Annotated in this window: 16 protein-coding genes and 1 pseudogene; 7 read left to right on the top strand and 10 right to left on the bottom strand. The window is 66.6% G+C overall.

Annotated features, from left to right (window positions below; genetic code table 11):
* Positions 1-76: 76 nt before the first annotated feature.
* The 5 genes and pseudogenes from LL964_RS19695 to LL964_RS19675 form a co-directional block, all read right to left on the bottom strand.
* A pseudogene (locus tag LL964_RS19695) lies at positions 77-219 on the bottom strand (IS3 family transposase); the annotation flags it as partial.
* Positions 220-384: 165 nt separating this feature from the next.
* Positions 385-2,469: a S9 family peptidase gene (locus LL964_RS19690; protein ID WP_104588936.1), complete on the bottom strand. Its 2,085-nt coding sequence runs from the start codon at positions 2,467-2,469 to the stop codon at positions 385-387.
* 98 nt (positions 2,470-2,567) lie between these two features.
* Entirely contained in the window at positions 2,568-4,595 is a 2,028-nt protein-coding gene (locus LL964_RS19685) for an acetyl/propionyl/methylcrotonyl-CoA carboxylase subunit alpha (protein ID WP_104588935.1), read from the bottom strand.
* 172 nt (positions 4,596-4,767) lie between these two features.
* Complete coding sequence (locus LL964_RS19680) at positions 4,768-6,378, bottom strand: carboxyl transferase domain-containing protein (RefSeq protein ID WP_104588934.1); 1,611 nt, start codon at positions 6,376-6,378, stop codon at positions 4,768-4,770.
* A 10-nt stretch (positions 6,379-6,388) separates the two neighbouring features.
* The gene (locus tag LL964_RS19675; protein WP_104588933.1) at positions 6,389-7,552 is read right to left on the bottom strand and encodes an isovaleryl-CoA dehydrogenase; all 1,164 of its coding nucleotides are present in this window, start codon (positions 7,550-7,552) and stop codon (positions 6,389-6,391) included.
* A 128-nt stretch (positions 7,553-7,680) separates the two neighbouring features.
* Between LL964_RS19675 and LL964_RS19670 the strand changes: the two genes are divergently transcribed.
* The 3 genes from LL964_RS19670 (at position 7,681) to LL964_RS19660 (ending at position 9,284) form a co-directional block, all read left to right on the top strand.
* Entirely contained in the window at positions 7,681-8,298 is a 618-nt protein-coding gene (locus LL964_RS19670; protein WP_104588932.1) for a TetR/AcrR family transcriptional regulator, read from the top strand.
* An 87-nt stretch (positions 8,299-8,385) separates the two neighbouring features.
* Positions 8,386-8,760 (top strand): DNA-binding protein, encoded by a 375-nt coding sequence (locus LL964_RS19665; protein ID WP_104588931.1) that lies wholly within the window; start codon positions 8,386-8,388, stop codon positions 8,758-8,760.
* Positions 8,757-9,284: an RES family NAD+ phosphorylase gene (locus LL964_RS19660; RefSeq protein ID WP_104588930.1), complete on the top strand. Its 528-nt coding sequence runs from the start codon at positions 8,757-8,759 to the stop codon at positions 9,282-9,284. Before LL964_RS19665 ends, LL964_RS19660 begins: the two co-directional genes overlap by 4 nt.
* A gap of 240 nt (positions 9,285-9,524) precedes the next feature.
* Here LL964_RS19660 and LL964_RS19655 read toward each other — a convergent pair whose 3' ends face one another.
* Genes LL964_RS19655 through LL964_RS19640 form a run of 4 tightly spaced genes read right to left on the bottom strand, consistent with a single transcriptional unit; the run spans position 9,525 to position 12,451 of the window.
* A complete protein-coding gene (locus LL964_RS19655) occupies positions 9,525-9,860 on the bottom strand; it encodes a DUF3325 domain-containing protein (protein WP_104588929.1) in 336 nt (111 codons plus the stop codon).
* Positions 9,857-11,479: a PepSY-associated TM helix domain-containing protein gene (locus LL964_RS19650; protein ID WP_104588928.1), complete on the bottom strand. Its 1,623-nt coding sequence runs from the start codon at positions 11,477-11,479 to the stop codon at positions 9,857-9,859. The genes LL964_RS19655 and LL964_RS19650 overlap by 4 nt, the downstream gene beginning before the upstream one ends.
* On the bottom strand, positions 11,476-11,784 hold the full coding sequence (locus LL964_RS19645) for a DUF3649 domain-containing protein (RefSeq protein WP_104588927.1): 309 nt from the start codon (positions 11,782-11,784) through the stop codon (positions 11,476-11,478). The genes LL964_RS19650 and LL964_RS19645 overlap by 4 nt, the downstream gene beginning before the upstream one ends.
* A 22-nt stretch (positions 11,785-11,806) precedes the next feature.
* Positions 11,807-12,451 carry a DUF4198 domain-containing protein gene (locus LL964_RS19640; protein ID WP_104588926.1) on the bottom strand — a complete coding sequence of 215 codons (645 nt, stop codon included), beginning with the start codon at positions 12,449-12,451 and terminating at the stop codon, positions 11,807-11,809.
* A gap of 281 nt (positions 12,452-12,732) precedes the next feature.
* On the opposite strand from LL964_RS19640, the gene LL964_RS19635 reads away from it, so the two are divergent.
* The 3 genes from LL964_RS19635 to LL964_RS19625 all read left to right on the top strand — a co-directional run bounded on the left by LL964_RS19635 (position 12,733) and on the right by LL964_RS19625 (position 15,898).
* A complete protein-coding gene (locus LL964_RS19635; protein WP_104588925.1) occupies positions 12,733-13,251 on the top strand; it encodes a c-type cytochrome in 519 nt (172 codons plus the stop codon).
* Positions 13,252-13,531: 280 nt separating this feature from the next.
* Entirely contained in the window at positions 13,532-15,250 is a 1,719-nt protein-coding gene (locus LL964_RS19630) for an ExeM/NucH family extracellular endonuclease (RefSeq protein WP_104588924.1), read from the top strand.
* 144 nt (positions 15,251-15,394) lie between these two features.
* A complete protein-coding gene (locus LL964_RS19625; RefSeq protein WP_104588923.1) occupies positions 15,395-15,898 on the top strand; it encodes a hypothetical protein in 504 nt (167 codons plus the stop codon).
* Between the two features lie 42 nt (positions 15,899-15,940).
* Here the strand turns inward: LL964_RS19625 and LL964_RS19620 are convergent, their stop codons facing one another.
* Positions 15,941-16,336, bottom strand: coding sequence for a MerC family mercury resistance protein (locus LL964_RS19620; protein ID WP_104588922.1), 396 nt, complete (start codon positions 16,334-16,336; stop codon positions 15,941-15,943).
* Between the two features lie 59 nt (positions 16,337-16,395).
* Here LL964_RS19620 and LL964_RS19615 point away from each other — a divergent pair, with 59 nt between their 5' ends.
* Complete coding sequence (locus LL964_RS19615; RefSeq protein WP_104588921.1) at positions 16,396-17,721, top strand: GTP-binding protein; 1,326 nt, start codon at positions 16,396-16,398, stop codon at positions 17,719-17,721.
* Positions 17,722-17,754 lie beyond the last annotated feature (33 nt).

Below are 17,754 nucleotides of genomic sequence, written 5' to 3'. Positions count from 1 at the left end.
GGGGAAAACTTGCTTGCTCTGCTCATGGCTCCATCTTCTCAAGTAATGGAGCCTCCGGGGTTCCCGGGGCGGTTCAGGTCTCGCTCACCGCGAAGGTCTGGCAGGTGTGGCGGATGTTCGTGCGCCCGCTCGTGACTGCGGATTGGGCCATCTCGCGTCGCTGAGATGGCGTCACCATTTTTTTGCGAGCGCTTCCTTCAGCAGGTCGGTACTAATCTGCCCCTATTTAACTGTACCAAATGAAGCTGTAAAACCCGTCCTCAAATAAGACGGGCGTGGAGAAAATCAGGTTTGCCACCAAGCAGATCGCCGGGTGCATCAAGCAAGTCGACGCGGGCGTAGCCGTTGCCGATTTGACAAAACCTGTGGGTTGTTTTTGACTGATTACCGCCGAATCGCCTGCGTATGCGTCTTCAACGCATCGGGCAGGCCTTGCACCTTATCGACGCCTTCGGGCACCGTGATGCTGGAGCCTTCGAAATCCGTGCCGATCGGCTGCACGCGGCCACCCAGGCATTGGCCGAGGAAGGCTTCGGTCACGGCGTTGAAGGCCTTGCTGTTCTCCGGACGGCGGAAGCCATGGCCTTCGTCGGGGAACAGCACGTAGGTGACCGGGATGTTCTTGGTCTTCATCGCGTTGACGATCTGGTCGCTTTCGGCCTGCTTGACGCGTGGGTCATTGGCGCCCTGGCCGATCAGCAGCGGTTTGCTGATCTTGTCCACGTGCGAGAGCGGGGAGCGCTCGGTGAGCCACTGCTTGCCGGCTTCGGTGGCGGGGTCGCCCATGCGCCGGGTCAGCTGTTTGTAAAAGCTGGCCCAGTACGGCGGTACGGTGCCGAGCAAGGTGTTGAGGTTGGCCGGGCCGACGATGTCCACACCGCACTTGAAGCTGTCCGGCGTAAAGATCATGCCGACCAGCGTGGCATAGCCGCCGTAGCTGCCGCCCATGATCGCCACGTTGTCGGGAGTGGTCACCCCTTGTTTGACCGCCCATTGCACTGCGTCCAGCAGGTCGTCGTGCATCTTGCCCGCCCACTCGCCGTTGCCGGCATTGGTAAAGGCCTTGCCGAAGCCGGTGGAGCCGCGGAAGTTGACCTGCAACACAGCATAGCCGCGGTTGGCCAGCCATTGCTGATAAGGACCGTAGCCATAGCTGTCGCGCGCCCATGGGCCGCCATGCACGAACAGCGCCAGCGGCACCGGCTTGTCGGCCTTGCCGTCGTGATTGGCATCCGCCTCGGCGGGCAGGGTGAGGTAGCTGACCAGCTTGAGGCCGTCGCGCGCGGAGAGTTCCTGCGGCCACATCGGCACCAGCGGCTTGCCATCGAGCGCCGGGCGAGCGGAGAACAGCTTGGTGAGCTTGCCGCCGGCGCCGCGATCATAGCGATAGTAAGTCAGCGGGGTCTCCGCCGCCGAATAGCTGACGATCCAGATGCGGTCGTCCAGGGTGCGGGCGGCCACCTCGGTATCACCGTCGCCCAGCGACTTGAGCTTCTGGAGATCGGCCGCAATGCCGGTGTCCAACGGCTTCCATTGCTCACGCAGGTACTCGCTGGAGACCGCCTGTACCGCACCGGTCTTCGGATCGTTCAAGGTGATACCGACATCGGCGTGCGGGTCTTCGAACAGCAGCGTGCGCGCATTGCTGGTGGTGTCGATGGCAAACAGTGCGGCAGTATCGCGATTGCGCGAGTCCTGCATGTAGAGCGTCTTGCCGTCGTCGGTCAGCCCATTGGGCGAGGTGCTGGTGACATCCTCGAACGGAATGCGGTCCACGCTCTTCCAGTGCCTGCCATCGGGCACCAGCAGTTCCCGGCCGGCATCGTCGGTGGCGCGGGTGGCATAGCGCAGCTGGAAGTCGCCATCGAGCAGATAGGACTCCAGTTGATCGGCATTCTGCCGCGCCAGGGTGCGCTTGCCCGAGGCCAGGTCCACCCGGTACAGGTCATGCCATTTCGGGTCGCGGTCGTTCATGCCGACCATGATCGCGTCGGGATGCTGCGCGCTGATCCTGTACAACTCCGCGCTGGTTTTCTTGAACGGCGTGAGATCGGTGCTGCTGCCATCGGTGAGATCCACCGAGTACAGACGAAAGTCCTCATCGCCGCCGGTGTCGCGCAGGTACAGCAGCGTATTGGCCCGGTAGGTCCAGAAATAGGAGCGGATGCCGCGCGCGGTGTCCTTGGTGATGGCGCGCGCCTGGTCCGGTGCCTCCACCGGCGCGACCCAGACATTGAGCACGCCGTCCAGCGGTGCCACCCAGCTGAGGTATTTGCCGTCCGGGCTGATGCTGACGTTGGCACGCTCGGGGTTGCCGAACAGTGCGTCGCGGGTGATCAGCTCCGGCTGCGCTGCCGGTGCCGCCGCTGCCGATGCAGGGGCTGAATTCTTGGCGTCCGCAGGCGCGGGCTTGTCGCTGCAGGCAGACAACGCGAGCAGCATGCTGGAAACGAGGAGCAGGCGTTGCATGAAGCCTCCGGTGGGAAGACGGCCAGGCCAGCCGCCTCATCACGCCAGAGGCACGCGTCAGGTTTGCCTACGTGCCGTTGGTCATCCCGGCGGCCGCGCTACGCAGATACGGACACGAATTCCACCAGCGCGGCGCCATCGGCCACCAGGTCGCCTTCGGCAACCAGATAGCGCTGCACCGTGCCGTCGCTGGGGGCATGCAGGGTGTGCTCCATCTTCATCGCCTCCAGCACCACCAGCGGCTGCCCATGGGTGACCGGCTCGCCGATCGCCGCGGCCAGCGAGACGATGCGGCCGGGCATGGGGGCGGTCAGCCCGCCGGCATCGTGCGCGGGCTGATCGGCCTCGATCAGCGCATCGTGGTGATGGAACACTACCCGCTGCGTGGCACCGATCAGGATCAGCGCGGTGCCATCGTGCAGCGCCTGGATGCGCCATTGCCGGCCATCCAGCTCCACGCGTAACTCGCCATCCTGCGCCCGGTAGCGCAGCGTGTGGGTACGGCCTGCCTGCGTCACCTGCCAATCGTCGCCATGCCGGTGGACGCCCAGTTCGCGGCGTTCGCCTGCGGCTTCCAGCTGCACGCGGTGCGTGGCATGCATGCCGATGCGCCAACCATCGTCCGCCTGCCAGGGCGAGAACGGGTCGGCCGGATCGGCCGCAGGCCTGGGCAGCGCGGCGGCGATCAACACGGCGGCAAGACTCCACCATGCCTGATCCGGTGCCTGCGGCGCCGGGAACAGGGCCGCCTGTTCGCGTTCGATCAGGCCGGTATCCAGATCGGCGGATGCGAATGACGCGGTGCCGATCAGCCGCGCAAGAAACGCGCTGTTGGTGGTGACGCCCACCGCATGCACCTGTGCCAGCGCCGTGCGCATGCGTGCCAGCGCCGCCGGGCGATCGACATCCCAGACGATCAGCTTGGCGATCATCGGGTCGTAATACGGGCTGATGGTGTCGCCCTGTTCCACGCCGGCATCCAGGCGCACATGCGCGCTGGTGGCCGGCAGCTGCAGCTGACGCAAGCTGCCGGTGGAGGGCAGGAAGCCGCGGTCGGCATCTTCGGCATATAGCCGCGCTTCCAGCGCATGCCCGTTGATCTGCAATGCGTCCTGGCGGCATGGCAGCGGCTCGCCGGCGGCCACACGCAGTTGCCACTCCACCAGGTCGGTGCCGGTGATCAATTCGGTCACCGGGTGCTCCACCTGCAGGCGGGTGTTCATTTCCATGAAGTAGAAATCGCCGTCCGGGCCGGCGATGAACTCCACCGTGCCGGCGCCCACATAGCCGACCGCGCGTGCCGCATCCACCGCCGCCTGGCCCATCGCAGCGCGGCGGGCTTCGGTCATGCCGGGCGCTGGCGCTTCTTCCAGGACTTTCTGATGCCGGCGCTGCACCGAACAGTCGCGTTCGAACAGATACACCACGTCGCCATGCGTGTCGCCGAAGACCTGGATCTCGATATGCCGCGGGCGTTCGACATACTTTTCCACCAGCACATGCGCATTGCCGAATGCCGATTGCGCCTCGCGTTGGCAGCCGGCCAGCGCCTGCTCGAACTCGGCGCTGGCGTCGACCCGGCGCATGCCCTTGCCGCCGCCGCCGGCGCTGGCCTTGATCAACACCGGGTAGCCGATCGCATCGGCCTGCGCGCGCAGGAAGGCAGGTGTCTGGTCATCGCCGTGATACCCCGGCGTCAACGGCACGCCAGCGCGCTGCATCAGCGCCTTGGCAGCGCTCTTGTCGCCCATCGCACGGATCGCTGCCGGTGGCGGCCCGATGAACACCACCCCTGCGTGCGCGCAGGCTTCGGCAAAGCCTGCGTTTTCCGACAGGAAGCCGTAGCCGGGATGGATGGCCTGCGCACCGGTGGTCTGCGCTGCGGTGAGGATGGCCTCGCTGCGCAGATAGCTCTGCTGCGCAGGCGAGGCGCCGATGTGCACCGCCTCGTCGGCCAGCCGCACATGCCGCGCATTGCGGTCGGCGTCCGAATACACCGCCACCGTCGCGATGCCCAGCTTGCGGCAGGTGGCGATGACCCGGCAGGCGATCTCGCCGCGGTTGGCGATCAGGATCTTGTCGAAGGGGGGCTGGCGCGTGGTGGTGACGGAAGCTTGCTGGGTCATCGGATCGGTCTCTGCACATCGCCGGCGTGGCCGGTGCTCGTGCGATCAGGTGGTGCGATCGAAATGCGGCGGCTGTGATCTGGCATGCAAGCCATTGTTGCAAGCAGCGCGGGAAGTCCTGGCGGCACGGCAGATGCCCGCTGGGGACGGGTCCGCCTGCGCACGGACCCGCTCACATCCGGAACACGCCAAAGCGGGTCGGTTCGATCGGCGCGTTCAGTGCCGCCGAGAGTCCCAGCCCCAACACCCGGCGGGTATCGGCCGGGTCGATGATGCCGTCGTCCCACAGCCGTGCGCTGGCGTAGTAGGGATGGCCTTGCTGTTCGAACTGCGCGCGGATCGGCGCCTTGAAGGCGTCCTCCTCCTCGCCCGACCATGCGCCCCCCTTGGCCTCGATGCCGTCGCGGCGCACGGTGGCCAGCACGCTGGCGGCCTGTTCGCCGCCCATCACGCCGATACGCGCGTTCGGCCACATCCACAGGAAATTGGGCGAATACGCGCGGCCGCACATGCCGTAGTTGCCCGCGCCGAACGAGCCGCCGATCACCACGGTGAACTTGGGCACCTTGGCGCAGGCCACCGCCATCACCAGCTTGGCACCGTCCTTGGCGATGCCGCCATGTTCGTATTTGCGGCCCACCATGAAGCCGGTGATGTTCTGCAGGAACACCAGCGGAATGCCACGCTGGGCGCACAGTTCGATGAAGTGCGCGCCCTTGAGCGCGGACTCGGAGAACAGGATGCCGTTGTTGGCGATGATGCCGACCGGGTAGCCATGCAGGTGCGCGAAGCCGGTGACCAGCGTGTTGCCGTAGCGCGGTTTGAATTCGTCAAGACGCGAGTCGTCCACGATGCGGGCGATCACCTCGCGCACATCGAAGGGTTTGCGCGTATCGGCGGGTATGACGCCATACAATTCGTCGGCCGCATGTCGCGGCGGCAACGGCACTCGCAGCGCCAGCGATGCAGGCGGCTTGCGCCAGTTGAGCTGCGCGATGATGGCGCGCACGCGCGCCAGTGCCTGCAGATCGTTGTCGGCGAAGTGATCGGCTACTCCGGAGATGCGTGTGTGCACATCGGCACCGCCCAGCTCCTCGGCGCTGACTTCCTCGCCGGTGGCCGCTTTGACCAGCGGCGGGCCACCTAGAAAGATCGTGCCCTGCTCGCGCACGATCACCGTTTCGTCGCTCATCGCCGGAACATACGCGCCGCCAGCGGTGCACGAGCCCATCACGCAGGCGATCTGCGGGATGCCTTGTGCGGAGAGATTGGCCTGGTTGTAGAAGATGCGCCCGAAGTGATCGCGGTCGGGAAACACCTCGTCCTGCAACGGCAGGAACGCGCCGCCGGAGTCGACCAGGTAGATGCACGGCAGCCGGTTCTGCTGCGCGATCTCCTGCGCACGCAAATGCTTCTTTACCGTCATCGGGTAATACGTGCCGCCCTTGACGGTGGCATCGTTGGCCACGATCACGCATTCCACGCCCGACACGCGGCCGATGCCCGCCACCACGCCGGCGCAGGGCACCTGGTCGTCGTACATGCCATGCGCGGCCAGCGGCGCGATCTCCAGCAGGGCGCTGCCCGGATCCAGCAAGGCATCGATGCGCTCGCGCACCAGCAATTTGCCACGTGCGCTGTGCTTGGTGCGCGCGGCCTCGCTGCCGCCCAGTGCGGTCTGCGCCAGCGTGTGGCGCAGATCGTCGACCACCGCGCGCATCGCGGCGGCATTGGCCTGGAAGCTGTCGCTGCTGACCTGCAGCTGGCTGGTGATCACGCTCATGGTGGCTCCGTCAGGCAGTGCGTTCGAACAGCTCGCGGCCGATCAGCATGCGGCGGATCTCCGAGGTGCCCGCGCCAATTTCGTACAGCTTGGCATCGCGCCACAAGCGCCCGGTGGGGTATTCGTTGATATAGCCGTTGCCACCGAGCACCTGGATCGCCTGGCCGGTGAGCCAGGTGGCCTTTTCGGCGGCATACAGGATCGCGCCGGCCGCGTCCTGGCGCGTGGTGCGCCCGGCATCGCAGGCGCGCGCCACCGTGTACACATAGGCGCGGCAGGCATTGAGGCCCACGTACATGTCGGCCAGCTTGGCCTGCATCAACTGGAACGTGCCGATCGGCTCGCCGAACTGCTTGCGCTCGTGCACGTAAGGCAGCACCACGTCCATCGCCGCGGCCATCAGCCCGAGCGGGCCTCCGGCCAGCACCACGCGTTCGAAATCCAGCCCGGACATCAGCACGCGCACGCCACCGTTGAGCGTGCCAAGCACGTTCTCGGCGGGTACTTCGCAGTCGGTGAACACCAGCTCGCAGGTGTTGGAGCCGCGCATGCCCAGCTTGTCCAGCTTCTGTGCGGTGGAAAAGCCCGGCATGCCCTTTTCGACGATGAAGGCGGTGATGCCGCGAGCGCCTGCATCCGGGTCTGTCTTGGCATACACCACCAGCACGTCGGCGTCGGGGCCGTTGGTGATCCACATCTTGTTGCCGTTGAGCACGAAGCGGTCGCCGCGTGCATCGGCGCGCAGTTTCATCGACACCACATCCGAACCCGAGCCGGCTTCGCTCATCGCCAGCGCGCCCACATGCTCGCCGGTGCACAGCTTGGGCAGGTAGCGTTGTTTCTGTTCGTGGCTGGCGTTCTTGCGCAGCTGGTTGAGGCACAGATTGGAATGGGCGCCATACGACAGCCCGATCGCGCCGCCGGCCCGGGAGATTTCTTCCATGGCCACCACATGTGCCAGATAGCCCATGCCACTGCCGCCGTAATCTTCTTCCACGGTCAGCCCCAGCAGGCCCTGCTCGCCGAACAGGCGCCACAATTGCGCGGGAAAGACATTGTCGTGATCGGCCGCGGCGGCGAGCGGGGCGATATGGTGGCTGGCGAAGGCGGCCACGCTTTCGCGCAGCAGATCGATCTCTTCGCCAAGCTCGAAGTTCAGGGACGGCACATGCATGGAGCGACTCCACAGGGATCGGGACGTGCCGGGTGGGAGCGGGCGGGCCGCGCGGCGGATGTGGGCAGCCTAGCGGTCCACGACGAAAAAGTGAACTAAAATTCAACTATTGAACTCAGAATCAAACCATGGCTTATCGACGCTCCGCCCTGATGGAAGAACGCCTGGCCGGCAATCGCGAACGCATCCTCCAGGCAGCGCGGTCGCTGATCGCCGAAGGCGGCTACCGCAATGCGCCGGTCACCGCCGTCGCCGCTGCTGCTGGCGTGTCGACTGGACAGATTTACCGACACTTCCCGTCCAAAGCGGAGCTTTTCGTCGAAGTTCTCAACGCTGCCGTGCAACGTGAGATGGCGATCCTGCGTGCGATCGCCACTGCCCCGACCAGTGCAGCCGAGCGCCTGCGCACGGCCATCGCCACCTTCGTGCGGCGTGCACTGGCCGGGCCGGCGCTGGCCTATGCCTTCATTGCCGAGCCGGTGGAGGGCGAGGTGGATGCCGAGCGCATCCGCGGCCGGCGGCTGTTCGGCGAGGTGTTTCGGCAACTGCTGGCCGAGGGCGTCGCGGCAGGCGAGTTCCCACCGCAGTCGCTGGATGCTGCAGCCGCCTGCATCGTCGGTGCGTTCACCGAAGCGCTGGTCGGGCCGATCGCTCCCAGCCGAGGCGATCCGCAGCAAGGCGAACAACTGGTGGAAGCCATCTGCGGCTTCTGCCTGCGCGCGGTGGGCGCCTCCGCGCCGGATTGACATCGCGCTGACCGGTGGCGCGGCTGTGCTGGATCGGTGTGCTTTACTGTGCGTATACTGTGCACAGTATACGCCCGAGTCCATGCCATGGTCGCCGTCCTCAATCCTCTGACCTTGACCGAGCGGCTGCGCGCGCCCGATCGCACCATCCTGTCCCCGTCGGCGATGGCTGGCCTGCTGGAGCTGTCGCAGCAGGAACTGGCCGAGCTGGCCGGCGTGCATCGCAACAGCCTGCGCCTGCATCCGGAAAGCCCGCGCGTGCAGGACCTGCTACGCAATCTGTCGCGGCTGCTGGTGGCGATGGCGCAGATCCAGCCGGACGAGCGCCAGCTGGTGTTCCATCTCAAGAACAGCCCGATCCCGGCGTTCGAATTCGCCACCCTGCTGGAAGTGGTCAAGCAGGGCCGCACCGACGATGCGCTGACCTATCTGCGCACCGTGGCTGCCGGAGCGGCTGGTTGAAGCTGAGCGCCCCGGCGCACTGCACGCTGTATCGCGCCTTCACCCCGCGCTGGGCGGCCGAGCCATTGAGCGGCGCGGGTGCCGCACGCTCGGGCGGGCGCTTCAACCGCTTCGGCCAGCCGGCACTGTATCTGTCGCTGCAACTGGACACCGCCGCTGCCGAGTACGCTCAGGCGGCGCCGTTCCTGCCGCCGTTCACGCTGGTCAGCTACGCCGCCGAGCTTCCGGCACTGGCCGATCTGCGCCTGCTCGACGCCAGTTGGGATGCGCTATGGGCCGACTGGACAGACGATTGGCGCAAGGCCCTGGTCAACAAGGTCGAACCGGTGAGCTGGGTGCTCGGCGATCTGCTGCGCGAAGCGGATGTTCCCGGCGTGATCTTTCCCAGCATGGCGCGGCCCGAAGGCGTCAACGTGGTGCTGTTTCTGGACATGCTGCAACCCGAGCGCGTGCTGCAGGTGCTCGACGATGGCCGCCTGCCGCGCGATGGCCGCAGCTGGGGCGACCCACCGACAGTGGCGTGACTCCAACACGTCGACGTGCGAGGGCAACCGCATGCAGGGAGCTGCACGGCCCTGGCTGGTGCGCACTCTGGCGCGCGCCCGTGTCGAAGCTCCTGAGCGCGGCGAAACCTTGCGCAACGTCCGGGGATGGCGTCCGGATCGCCACCCGAAGAAGGCAGGGCAGCACGTCCGTCGCATCCGCAACAAAGTGATCGGCGCGCTGAACCGACCGCCTCGCCAGCGCTTGGCCGCGACGCGGCCTCAGCCCACCAGCACCTGCACCACGCCCGCCAGTACCGGTGCAGCCACCGCTGCCGGTACGATCGCGCCGCGTCGATACGGCAGCAACCATAGCGACAGGACCGCTGCAGCAGCAGTCAGCGTGCCCAGCCACAGCACCGCACCGACGCCCCAACCTTGCGCATGCACCGCCAGGCCGAAGGCGAGCAGCAGCAGCAACCAGCCCAGCACACGCAGTTGTCTCGAGCGTGCAGCGCCCAGCAGGCGGCCGCGCAACTCCTGCTGATGCTTGTCCATCGCCAGGCACAGGGCAGCGAACCCGGAAAAGTTCAGCGCCAGCAAAAGCAGCACGTTCATGCGCTTTCCTGCAGCGGTGCGGTGGGCTGCACAGGCGGTGCGGCAGCGGTCGCGGTGCGCGCGCGGCGTGCCGCGGCCGGCTGCGGTGCCTTCCAGCGCTGCAGGCGAACGCCGGCAATGCCCAGGCACACGCCCAGCGACAGGCACACCAGATCGACACCGGCCAGTGCCCATTGCCCGGCAGGCAGCGTCACGCCCAGATGCACGTCGGTGGTGATCGCGTTGAGTACCGGCACCAGCGCGAACAGTGCTGCGCCCAGATACAACTGCCAGCTCCACATCGCACGCCGCGGCCACACGAAGGCGGCCAACAACGCTGCGGCCCATGCAGCGAAGAACAGATTGGCTTCCAGCGCTGCACGCCCTTCCAGGCTCACCGGCAGCACACGGTTGGCCCAGAAGAAACTGGCGAAAGCGATCGGCAGGCCGGCCACGGTGCCGATATTGAGTGAATCCACCAGGCGCAGGCCGAATCCGATCCGGCCGGCCTTCAGGTGCTTGGGCCGTTCCTTCACTGCCCACATCACCACGCCGCTGGCCACCATCAGGCAACCCAGCAGACCGGAACCGAAAAACAGCGCACGTAGCCACGGACCGGCGAAGTGAGCGATATGCAGGCCCACCATCACACCGCGCGTTTCGCTGGCGCCACCGGGTAGGGCGCTGCGCTGCAGGCGCTGGCCGGAAACCGCGTCGTACAGGACGGACGGCGCATTGGTCGACAGGGCCGTGGCCACCTGGCTCACGCCCACCGCCGCGTGTGCATCGCCGGGAAGCGAGACCGCCACCGTGCCGATCTGCGCGCCGCGCAGATCGCGGCGCGCGCGCTCCACCACCTGCTCCAGCGGCAGCATCCGCGCCGGTGTACCGGCCGCCTGCCGCGTATCGGCCACGCGACTGGCCGATTCGTCGTAGAAGCGCATTTCGTCGCCGGCATACCGCGCCTTGATGCCCCAGGGCAAGTACATGAACATCAAGGTCACGATGCCGGTGTAGGTGATCATCGCGTGGTATGGCAGCGCGGTCACCGCACTGACATTGTGGAAATCCAGCCACGACCGCAGGCCCTTGCCCGGACGGAAGGTGAAGAAGTCCTTGAAGATCTTCTTGTGCGTGATCACGCCGCTGATGATTGCCACCAGCATGAACATCGCGCAGAACCCGACGATGTAGCGCGCCCACAGCGCCGGCACGTAATGCAGATCGAAATGCAGCCGGTAGAAGAATTCACCACCCAGCGTGTCGCGTGCGGCGATCTCGTTGCCGGTGGCCGGATCGATGATGGCGCTGCCGTACATCTGCCGACGCCCGGCAGGTTGGCCGTCGGCAGGCGCGGGATTCTGCCAGTACATGCTCACCACCGGAGTACGCGCATCCGGCAAGGTGATGTTCCAGCTCAGCGCATCGGCTGCATGCGTTCGCAGATACCGTTCGGCGTTGCGCACTGCGGTGGCCGTACTCACCGTGGTGGTGGGCAGCTCCGGACGCATCCAGCGGCTGATCTCATCGCGGTAGTAGCTGGCCGTGCCGCCCATGAAGATCAGCAGCAGCACCCAACCCACCAACAGGCCGGTCCAGGTGTGCAGCCACGCCATCGACTGGCGGAATCCCTGTTTCATGCCACACCCCGCTGCAGCCACGCGGCCAGCGCGAACAGCAGCGCTGCCGGCACCGCGATGCCGGCCCAGGCGCGCCAGACGCTGGCGGTGGCGAACGCCCACAGTGGCGCGCAGGCGCACACCACGATGCCGATCAGCATGCTGGTCAGTACCGCTTCGCTGCGCGGCATTGGCAGCACCAGCGACAGCAGCAGATTGGTCGCGCTGGCCAGCGCGTAACCGCCGAGCATGGCGGCCAGCGTGCGCCACAGCACACCCAGCCAGGGGCGCCTGAACCAGGTCAGCGGTTGGGCGGCGGTCGTCATGCGGCGTACTGCGTGGGTGCCGTTACTGGGCCTGGAAGGTCAGCGTGCTGATGTGGTGGACCAGCGTGACCTGCTTGCCGGCGATCTCGCGCTGCACCGGCTCCTTGGTGTTGACCACCAGGATATGGCGACCGGCGCGCAACGTGGGCAGCGTGACCTGGCCCTTCGCATCGGAGGTCAGCGTCTTCTGCCACTTCTGCGGGTCGATCACGGTGACTTCGGCCTTGGGCAAGGGCTTGTTGCGGTACATCACGGTGAGGGTGCTGCCGTTGGCGGTGGTGGGCACCAGTTCCAGGTCCAGCTTGGCCGTGGTGGTGGCGCGCCCGGCCCGTGCGTAATAGCTCACCGTCTCGAAGCCGCCGGCTTCGCCTTTCCAGGGCTCGAACACGCTGTCGTCGCTCAACCAGGCATCGCCGCTGCCGGACAACGGGGCGGTCAGGAACTCGCTGCCGCGCTGCAGGGCGCCGGCCTTGCCGGCGCTGCCGAACACCTTGGGCTTGACCACGCGCTTGATCTCGTCCTGGCCGTGGTCCAGCGTTTCCTGCGCCGGCTCGCCGAAGAAGATGCGCACCGGGCCGCTGCCGTCGCGCTCGATCCAGATTTCGTGGGCCTGGGCGGACAGGCTGATGCTGGCCACGGCCAGGCAGGACAGCAGGAAGGCTTTCATCGGGCGACTCCTCTAAGACTGGCAGCGGGCGACGCAAAAGCCACGCCACCCTGGATTGATGGGAATGATACGCAATTCCCACAATCGAGACCAATGCGCCATGCGGCATTGCGGCAATTCAGGTCGCGCGCGGTGCCGGTTAGCCATGCGAACGTACGCCTTGCCGGGGCGCGGCGCACATCGCTGCGAAAACTGTCATGCACGCTGGTCAGACTGGCCTGAACTGTGCTCTATACTCCGGCGCTAGCAGAGGTCTTCGACCAACAGCCAGGGGTGAGCGCGTGCGGAATTACGACCTCGAGTTCCTGAAAAAATTCTCGATGGTGATCGGTTTACTGGTGGTGATCACCCTGGGCCTGATTGCCCTGGCAGCCTATTTGCAACGTGCCATCCCCGACGAAGTTTCGCCGACGGCCGCCAAACGCGTGCAGCAGCGCATCGCGCCGGCAGGTGCGGTGTATGCCGGCACCACCGGCGCAGCGGCACAGGCCGCCGCCCAGGCGGCTGCGCTGGCCAAGGCTGCATCGCAGTCCGCCTATGGCGGAACCACCGACGGCAAGACCATCTTCGACAACCTGTGCACCGCCTGCCACACCACTGGCGTGGGCAAGGCGCCGACGCTGGACCACTCGCATTGGGATGCGCGCATCGCCCAGGGCAAGGACACCTTGTACAAGCACGCGATCGAGGGATACACCGGCCCGGACGGCGGCATCATGCCCCCCAAGGGCGGCAACCCCGCGCTCACCGAAGAGCAGGTCCGTGCCACCGTCGACTGGATGCTGGGCAACCTGAAGTAAGGTTCTCGCGCACCGGCGGGGCCGTGCGGGATCCGCGGCAATCCGTCTGACGCGGCTGAGTGCAGTCGTCTTCATTGCCGCTGCGGAGACGGGGCGTGCCGGCCATGCTGTCAGCGCGGGCCGCGCAGTGCCAGTCCGACTCATTGGGCGGCTGCGTTTCCGTGCCAACCGTGTCTGGCGGCATGTCGCCGCGGTTTGTTAGCCTGTTTCCGCGCTTGTGGTTACTACGCGCCGCCCTCCGGGCGGCGTTTGCATTTGATCCACCCTCTGGAGTCGTTCGATGTCGCCTCGCCCGCTGGTTGTGCTCGGTCTGGTCGGTCTGTTGGCTCCGCTGTTGTGCCGCGCTGCCGATGGCGCCGCCCAACGGCTGTCGATTGCCGATGTACAGGGCGAAGACAGCCGCAGCCCCTACGATGGCCGCCTGGTGGAGGTGGAAGGCATCGTCACCGCCGATACGCGCGTCGGTCTGGCTGGCCTGTTCGTGCAGCAGCCCGGCTTCGAGCCGCGGCGTTCGCACGGCCTGTTCGTCACCGGCGCCGGCAATGCGGAGGTGACCGTGGGCGATCGGGTCCGCATCGTCGGCACGGTGCGCGAGGTCTCGGCCGGCGGCGATGCCAGTCTGACCACCGTGGACGCCAGTGGCATCGAGCGGCTCGCCAGCGACCAGCCGGTGCCGGTACGCATGCTCAGCGGGCCGCCGGCCGATTGGGAGGCGCTGGAAGGCGAGCACGTGCGCATTGCCGCGCTCACGCTCAACGGCAGCGACCGCCTGGAGACCTATGGCGAGCTGATCGCCGGTTTCGGCGGGCGCCTGTGGCAACCCAGCGAGGTCGCGGCGGCCGGCACGCCGGCGTTCGCCCAGGTGCAGGCCGACAACGCGCGTCGCCGGGTATTGCTGGACGATGCACGCAATGGACGCAATCCAAAGACGGTGTCCTACCTCCCGGCCGATACGGTCCTGCGCAACGGCAGCCTGCTCAAGGCGGTGGATGGCATCGTCGATCAACGCTACGACGGTCAGTACCGCATCCAGGTGCTGCGGCCGCTCAGCCTGCCGGCGATGCCGACCGCGGTGGCGCCGCAGGTGGGCGGCGACCTGCGGATCGCCTCGTTCAACCTGGAGAATTTCTTCAACGGCAATGGCCGTGGCGGCGGTTTCCCGACCAAGCGCGGCGCCCGCACGCATGCGCAGTTCCAGGCGCAGCTGACCAAGCTGGTCGCCACCATCGTACCGCTGCGCGCCGATGTAGCCGCGCTGATGGAGCTGGAAAACGACGGCAACGACGGCGACACGGCCGTGGCGCAACTGGTGGCCGCGCTCAACGCGGCCGGCACCGACAAGGATTGGCGCTTCGTCGATACCGGCAGCGGCCCGGGCGACGACGCCATCCGGGTCGGCATCATCTACCGCAGCAGTCAGGTCACCCCGGTCGGCAAGCCGGCCACGCTGACCGGCGGCCCGTTCGATCACCACAGCCGCGTGCCGTTGGCGCAGGCATTCCGCAGTACGCGCGGCGCCACCTTCGTGGTGGTCGCCAATCACTTCAAGTCCAAGGGCTGCGGCAACGCCAGCGGGGCCGATGCCGATCAGGGCGACGGCCAGGCGTGCTGGAATGCGACCCGCACCGAATCGGCCAAGCGTCTGCACCAATGGCTGCAGACCGACCCGACCGGCGCGCAGACCAAGCTGGCCGTGTTGCTGGGCGACTTCAACGCACACGCGATGGAAACGCCGATGCGCAGCCTGCGCGCCAGCGGTTGGCAGGACGCCTTCGCCGTGGCCGGAGTGAAGCAGCCCTACAGCTACGTCTACGACGGTATGAGCGGGCGGCTGGACCACGCCCTGCTCAGCCCGGCGATGGCCAAACAGCTGCGTGGCGCGGTCGAATGGCATATCAATGCCGATGCGATGGATGACGCCGGCTACGCCAAGCGCAACCTGCCAGGCCCCTGGCGCAGTTCCGACCACGACCCGGTGCTGCTGGGGTTTTCGCTGTAGCAGATCGCCATGCGGATGCGGGGAGTGGCGCGTGCGTAGCAATCGAGGCGCAGGCCAGATACGCAGTAGCCAACCCCTCCAGACGAACTCGATCTGTGTCTAGACCAAGGAGGATCGTGCATGCGTGTCATGCGAAGCGTCGGTATGTCGGTACTGCTCGGCGTAACTGCGGCAGGTTGCAGCCAGCCGAACGAGAGCGCCGCTGGCCACCATCTCCCGGCCGGCGGGCGGACCATCGCCGTATCGGAACAGGCGCAGGCCTCCACAGGCGAGGCCACGGAGGTGAATTGTCCTCCGCGGGGATATGCAGATGTCAGCTCATTGGGCCAGAGGCAACTCGATCCGTTGTATGAGATCGCCAAGTTCGCTCTCGATGGCGACTTGAGCAGAGAAGAATTCGGCTCCAATCCTCGTTACATAGAAATCGCGCTGTTCGGCGCGGAGTTTCTCTCCACGACGGATCGTGCGATCAGGGGGATCGTCGATGCCACGAGCACGCCGCCGATCTCCGTCGCCAGTGGCGCCAAGCTCGCCTTGAAACTGGCCAGTCTCGAAAAGAACGGTCGATATGCAAGAACCGGTGCGATGGGAGCCTTGCAGGCCAAGATCAAGACATGCCTGCTGATGGTCAAGAACGACTTGCGTTAGTTCTTCAATGCTGTGGAAGGCAGCCCGTTCTGCGTGCCGGCTTCATTGGGGCGTCAGTGCGCACCGCCCCGCGCGACGGCGGATGCGCAGATTGAGCAGATGCGCGCTGGCCAACAGCAGGCTGGCGGTCACCGTGATCGGCGTTTCCAGGTGTTCGCCGGCGAGGCTGCTGGCGCCCAGCACCAGGCCGGCCAGCCCGCAGCCTGCCAGTGCCCACACCGCCGGCGGTAGCGCATGGCGTCGCTGCGTGCTCCACAGCGCGTAGCCGCTCAGCGGCACGGCCGTCGCTGCGAATGCCACATGCACCCACTCGGCCCGACTCCAGACGCCCAGCAGCGGAAGCGTGGCCGCCAGCAGGGGCAGCGCCAGACAGTGCAGCAGGCACAGCCCGGACAGAACGATGGCGGAGTTGTCCAGAAGCGAAGCAGTCGGACGCATGGAAGGGTTCCGGCGGTAAAGTGTTATATAGTAACACTTTGTCTTTCGAGATTCTCCGGATGCCTGCTGCCGCCGCCCGCGATTCACGCCTTCCCGTCACCGTGCTGTCCGGCTTCCTGGGCGCCGGCAAGACCACCTTGCTCAACCGCATCCTGCAGAACCGTCACGGCCTGCGCGTGGCGGTGATCGTCAACGACATGAGCGAGATCAATATCGATGCGCAGCTGGTACGCGACGGTGGGGCGGCGTTGCGGCGCACCGAAGAAACGCTGGTGGAATTCAGCAACGGCTGCATCTGCTGCACGCTGCGCGACGATCTGCTGCAGGAAGTGCGGCGCTTGGCCGAACACGGCCGCTACGACTATCTGTTGATCGAATCGACCGGCATCGCCGAGCCGATGCCGGTGGCGGCCACCTTCGCGGTGCGCGATGCCGATGGCTTCAGCCTGTCGGACATCGCGCGCCTGGACACCATGGTGACCGTGGTCGATGGCAGCGGCTTCCTGCGCGATTTCGGCTCGGCGTCCACGCTCGCCGAGCTGGGCCAGCAAGCCGGCCCGGACGATACGCGCGGGCTGGTGCAGTTGCTGGGCGAGCAGGTCGAGTTCGCCGACGTGCTGGTGATCAGCAAGTGCGACCGCATCGACGCGGCGCAACGGCAGCGCCTGCGCGCGGTACTGCGGGCGCTCAATCGCGAGGCGGCGATCGTGGAGGCAGCACACGGCGAGGTGCCGCTGCATCAGCTGCTCGACACCGGGAAGTTCGACTTCACCCGCGCGCAGCTGGCGCCGGGCTGGATGCAGGAACTGCGTGGGCAACACACGCCAGAGACCGAGGAATACGGCATCAGCAGCTTCGTCTACCGTGCGCGCCGCCCGTTCCACCCCCAGCGTTTCGCGCGTATGGTGCACAGCGGGTTGCCGCAGGTGATCCGCAGCAAGGGTTTCTTCTGGCTGGCCAGCCGCATGGACTGGGTGGGCGAGCTGTCCAGCGTGGGCGGTGCCACCCAGACCAATGCCGCCGGATTCTGGTTCGCCGCCCGTCATCGGGTGGATGCGCAAGTACAGGGCCAGCCGGTGGAGATCGGTATGACGCCGTTGCCGTATACCGATATCGGCTGGCAACGGCAGCAGATCCAGTGCTGGACCGCGCCGCTGCCGCTGCCGCACGAAGTGAGCGATGCCAACGAGTATGCGGCCATGCAGCGGCTCTGGCACCCGCTCTGGGGCGACCGCCGCCAGGAGCTGGCGGTGATCGGCGTGGACATGGACGCAGCGCGGACGCGCGCGGCGCTGGATGCCTGCCTGCTCAGCGACCAGGAACTACGGCAAGGGCCGGCGCACTGGCAACTGCTGGACGATCCGTTTCCGCAGTGGCAGCGGTGAGGCCGCCGCGCCCATGACGCATGCCATCACCGC

It is taken from the genome of Xanthomonas melonis (assembly GCF_020783655.1).
Taxonomy (GTDB): Bacteria; Pseudomonadota; Gammaproteobacteria; order Xanthomonadales; family Xanthomonadaceae; genus Xanthomonas; species Xanthomonas melonis.
This window is presented reverse-complemented; position numbering and strand designations above follow the sequence as displayed.

What these genes read in the sequence shown, in the direction of transcription:
- LL964_RS19690 (WP_104588936.1), bottom strand. Translation starts at nt 2,469, where the DNA reads ATGCAACGCCTGCTCCTCGTTTCCAGCATGCTGCTCGCGTTGTCTGCC.
- LL964_RS19685 (WP_104588935.1), bottom strand. Translation starts at nt 4,595, where the DNA reads ATGACCCAGCAAGCTTCCGTCACCACCACGCGCCAGCCCCCCTTCGAC.
- LL964_RS19680 (WP_104588934.1), bottom strand. Translation starts at nt 6,378, where the DNA reads ATGAGCGTGATCACCAGCCAGCTGCAGGTCAGCAGCGACAGCTTCCAG.
- LL964_RS19675 (WP_104588933.1), bottom strand. Translation starts at nt 7,552, where the DNA reads ATGCATGTGCCGTCCCTGAACTTCGAGCTTGGCGAAGAGATCGATCTG.
- LL964_RS19670 (WP_104588932.1), top strand. Translation starts at nt 7,681, where the DNA reads ATGGCTTATCGACGCTCCGCCCTGATGGAAGAACGCCTGGCCGGCAAT.
- LL964_RS19665 (WP_104588931.1), top strand. Translation starts at nt 8,386, where the DNA reads ATGGTCGCCGTCCTCAATCCTCTGACCTTGACCGAGCGGCTGCGCGCG.
- LL964_RS19655 (WP_104588929.1), bottom strand. Translation starts at nt 9,860, where the DNA reads ATGAACGTGCTGCTTTTGCTGGCGCTGAACTTTTCCGGGTTCGCTGCC.
- LL964_RS19650 (WP_104588928.1), bottom strand. Translation starts at nt 11,479, where the DNA reads ATGAAACAGGGATTCCGCCAGTCGATGGCGTGGCTGCACACCTGGACC.
- LL964_RS19645 (WP_104588927.1), bottom strand. Translation starts at nt 11,784, where the DNA reads ATGACGACCGCCGCCCAACCGCTGACCTGGTTCAGGCGCCCCTGGCTG.
- LL964_RS19640 (WP_104588926.1), bottom strand. Translation starts at nt 12,451, where the DNA reads ATGAAAGCCTTCCTGCTGTCCTGCCTGGCCGTGGCCAGCATCAGCCTG.
- LL964_RS19630 (WP_104588924.1), top strand. Translation starts at nt 13,532, where the DNA reads ATGTCGCCTCGCCCGCTGGTTGTGCTCGGTCTGGTCGGTCTGTTGGCT.
- LL964_RS19625 (WP_104588923.1), top strand. Translation starts at nt 15,395, where the DNA reads ATGTCGGTACTGCTCGGCGTAACTGCGGCAGGTTGCAGCCAGCCGAAC.
- LL964_RS19620 (WP_104588922.1), bottom strand. Translation starts at nt 16,336, where the DNA reads ATGCGTCCGACTGCTTCGCTTCTGGACAACTCCGCCATCGTTCTGTCC.
- LL964_RS19615 (WP_104588921.1), top strand. Translation starts at nt 16,396, where the DNA reads ATGCCTGCTGCCGCCGCCCGCGATTCACGCCTTCCCGTCACCGTGCTG.